This is a genomic window from Kitasatospora nipponensis (assembly GCF_039528135.1).
GTDB classification, from domain to species: Bacteria; Actinomycetota; Actinomycetes; order Streptomycetales; family Streptomycetaceae; genus Kitasatospora; species Kitasatospora nipponensis.
Window position 1 is genome coordinate 1 of sequence record NZ_BAAALF010000229.1, and the last position, 3,846, is coordinate 3,846.

Genomic DNA, 3,846 nt, shown 5'->3' on the forward strand with positions numbered 1-3,846 from the left:
GCCGGTGCGGCGGCCGCCGGCGTGCCCTGGGCGGGCGGCGCGGTGGGGGTCGCGTGCTGGGTGGCCGGCGGGCGGGTGCCGCCGGGGGAGTCCAGTCCGTAGTACCGGTAGAGCTGCAACTCCTGCGCGGGGGACAGGTGCTGGCCGACCCCGAAGTCCGGCGACTCCTTGATCAGCGACTTGTCGTAGGGCACGCGCAGCTCCTCGCCGGAGAACTCGCTCGTGGTCAGCGGCACGAAGGCGTCCCGCCCGAAGATTCCGGTCCGCACCGCGGCCCATTCGGGCTCGCCGGTCGCGTCGTCGAGGTAGACCTCGTCCACCGTGCCGATCTTGTCGCCGTTGCGGTCGACGGCCTTGTGCCCGATCAGGTCTCGGGGGTCGATGTCGGTCTGCACGCTTTCCTCCAGTGGCTACGGCCTGCGCTTCACACCAAAAGGCACGAAACGGACCGGGGCGAGCGGAGCGCCGCCGTCCGTGCGCCGCCTGCGCCGTTCGGGGGAGTGCGTTCGCTCACCAGGGCGGTCATCGCACGAGCTCTCGCTGGTACCCTGGGCGCGACCGCCGAGCCCGCTCGGGAGAGTCCTCACCCCTCACCGGAGGGGCGCGAGGCGCCGAAGGAGCAAACCCTCCCCGGAATCTCTCAGGCATCCGTACCGTGTGGGATAGGTCACTCTGGAAAGCAGGGCAGAACCGCCGGCGACGGAGCCGGTGGCACCACCCTCACCGACGGTGCAAGCCGACGGGGCGTCAGCCCTGTGCGGGCGAAGCTCTCAGGTCCCGATGACAGAGGGGGAGGGTCTGTCGGGCTCGCCCGCCACAGGCCGATCCGCTGTCCTCAGTGGCGAAGGCCCCCGGGCGTGCGGCCCCCCGCCGGTCCGTGACCAGGAGGCCCGAGAACCATGAGTGCCCAGCCGACCGAAGGTCGTCCCCGCAGCGCCGCCACGCTCGCCGAGCTCGAGGCGGCCAGCCCGTTCGAGTCCCGGCACATCGGCCCCGCGGCCGCCGCTCAGGAGAAGATGCTGGCGCAGGTGGGCTACGGCTCCCTCGACGAGCTCTCCGCCGCCGCCGTCCCCGAGGCGATCCGCAGCATCACCGGCCTGGACCTGCCCGCCGGCCGCAGCGAGGCCCAGGTGCTCGCCGAGCTGCGCGAGCTGGCCGGGCACAACCAGGTGCTCACCCCGATGATCGGCCTGGGCTACTACGGCACGTTCACCCCGCCGGTCATCCTGCGCAACGTCATGGAGAACCCGGCCTGGTACACGGCCTACACCCCGTACCAGCCGGAGATCTCGCAGGGCCGCCTGGAGGCGCTGCTCAACTTCCAGACCGTGGTCGCCGACCTCACCGGGCTGCCGACCTCCGGCTCCTCGCTGCTGGACGAGGGCACCGCCGCCGCCGAGGCGATGGCGCTGGCCCGCCGGGTCACCAAGGTCAAGGGCGGTGTCTTCCTGATCGACGCCGACACCCTGCCGCAGACCATCGCGGTGATCCGCACCCGCGCGCTGCCCACCGGCGTCGAGGTGGTCGTCGCCGACCTGTCCGAGGGCATCCCGGCCGAGATCGCCGAGGGTGGCGTCTTCGGCGTCCTGCTGCAGTACCCCGGTGCCTCCGGCGCGGTGCGTGACCTGGCCCCGGTGATCGAGCAGGCGCACGCGCTGGGCGCGATCGTCGCGGTCGCCGCGGACCTGCTGGCGCTGACCCTGCTCACCTCGCCCGGCGAGCTCGGCGCCGACATCGCCTGCGGAACCTCGCAGCGCTTCGGCGTCCCGATGGGCTTCGGCGGCCCGCACGCCGGCTACCTGGCGGTCCGCGCCGAGTACGCCCGTTCGCTGCCCGGCCGCCTGGTCGGCGTCTCGGTGGACGCCGACGGCAACCGTGCCTACCGACTGGCCCTGCAGACCCGCGAGCAGCACATCCGCCGCGAGAAGGCGACCAGCAACATCTGTACCGCGCAGGTGCTGCTGGCCGTGATGGCCTCGATGTACGCCGTCTACCACGGCCCCGACGGCCTGGCCGACATCGCCCGCCGCACCCACCGCTACGCCGCGGCGCTCGCCGAGGGTCTGCGCGGCGGTGGCGTCGAGCTCGCCCACGCGTCCTTCTTCGACACCGTCACCGCGCGGGTCCCGGGCCGGGCCGCCGCCGTGGTCGCCCTCGCCCGCGAGGGTGGCGTCAACCTCCACCAGGTCGACGCGGACACCGTCTCGATCTCCTGCGACGAGACCACCACCCGCGAGCACCTGGCCACCGTCTGGGCCGCCTTCGGGGTCGTCGGGGCCGAGGTGGCCGAGGCCGCCGACACGCTGCCCGCCGCGCTGCTGCGCGAGGACGCCTACCTCACCCACCCGGTCTTCCACAGCCACCGGTCGGAGACCGCGATGCTGCGCTACCTGCGCCGCCTCTCGGACCGCGACTACGCGCTGGACCGCGGCATGATCCCGCTCGGCTCCTGCACCATGAAGCTCAACGCCACCACCGAGATGGAGGCGGTCACCTGGCCCGAGTTCGGCCAGCTGCACCCCTTCGCCCCGATCGAGCAGGCCCAAGGCTACCTGACGCTGATCCGCCAGCTGGAGCAGCAGCTGGTCGAGGTGACCGGCTACGACGCGGTGTCGATCCAGCCGAACGCCGGCTCCCAGGGCGAGCTCGCCGGCCTGCTGGCCGTGCGCGCCTACCACCACGCCAACGGTGACACCCAGCGCGACGTCTGCCTGATCCCCTCCTCGGCGCACGGCACCAACGCGGCCTCCGCGGTGATGGCCGGCATGCGGGTGGTCGTGGTCAAGACCCTCACCGACGGTGACGTGGACGTGGCCGACCTCAAGGCCAAGATCGAGCAGCACCGCGACCAGCTCTCGGTCCTGATGGTCACCTACCCCTCCACCCACGGTGTGTACGAGACCGAGATCACCGACATCTGCGCCGCGGTGCACGAGGCCGGCGGCCAGGTCTACGTGGACGGTGCCAACCTGAACGCCCTGGTCGGCCTCGCCAAGCCGGGCAAGTTCGGCGCGGACGTCTCGCACCTCAACCTGCACAAGACCTTCTGCATCCCGCACGGCGGCGGCGGCCCGGGCGTCGGCCCGGTCGCGGTGCGCGCGCACCTCGCGCCGTACCTGCCCAACCACCCGCTGCAGGAGGAGGCCGGTCCGAGCACCGGTGTCGGGCCGATCTCGGCCGCTCCCTGGGGCTCGGCGGCGATCCTGCCGATCTCCTGGGCGTACGTGCGCCTGATGGGCGGCGAGGGCCTCAAGCACGCGACCCAGGTCGCCGTGCTGAGCGCCAACTACATCGCCAAGCGGCTCGCCCCGCACTTCCCGGTGCTCTACACCGGCCCCGGCGGCCTGGTGGCGCACGAGTGCATCATCGACCTGCGCCCGCTGACCAAGGAGACGGGGGTGACCGTGGACGACATCGCCAAGCGCCTGATCGACTACGGCTTCCACGCCCCGACGATGTCCTTCCCGGTCGCCGGCACGCTGATGATCGAGCCCACCGAGTCCGAGGACCTGCACGAGATCGACCGCTTCTGCGAGGCGATGATCGAGATCCGCGCGGAGATCGACAAGGTCGGTTCGGGCAGCTGGGCCGCGGACGACAACCCGCTGTGCAACGCCCCGCACACCGCGGCCACCATGGCCGGGGAGTGGGAGCACGGCTACACGCGGCACGAGGCGGTCTTCCCGGCGGGCGTCCACCCGGCGGACAAGTACTGGCCGCCGGTGAGCCGGATCGACGGCGCCTACGGCGACCGCAACCTGGTCTGCTCCTGCCCGCCGCTGGACGAGTACGGCGTCTGAGACGACCGGTCGGGCCGCCGCGCTGACGCGGCGGCCCCGGCGGGAA

At 72.5% G+C, this 3,846-nt stretch carries 2 protein-coding genes and 1 riboswitch; of the genes, one reads left to right on the top strand and one right to left on the bottom strand.

The features are described from left to right. The coding region (locus tag ABD323_RS35945) for a PRC-barrel domain-containing protein (protein ID WP_344446293.1) at positions 1–395 on the bottom strand (395 nt) is incomplete at its 3' end. Positions 396–562: 167 nt separating this feature from the next. After that, a riboswitch (glycine riboswitch) is annotated at positions 563–666 on the top strand. A 233-nt stretch (positions 667–899) separates the two neighbouring features. Between ABD323_RS35945 and gcvP the strand changes: the two genes are divergently transcribed. Continuing rightward, positions 900–3,800, top strand: a complete 2,901-nt coding sequence (gene gcvP / locus ABD323_RS35950; protein WP_344446294.1) for an aminomethyl-transferring glycine dehydrogenase — start codon at positions 900–902, stop codon at positions 3,798–3,800. Positions 3,801–3,846: the final 46 nt, after the last annotated feature.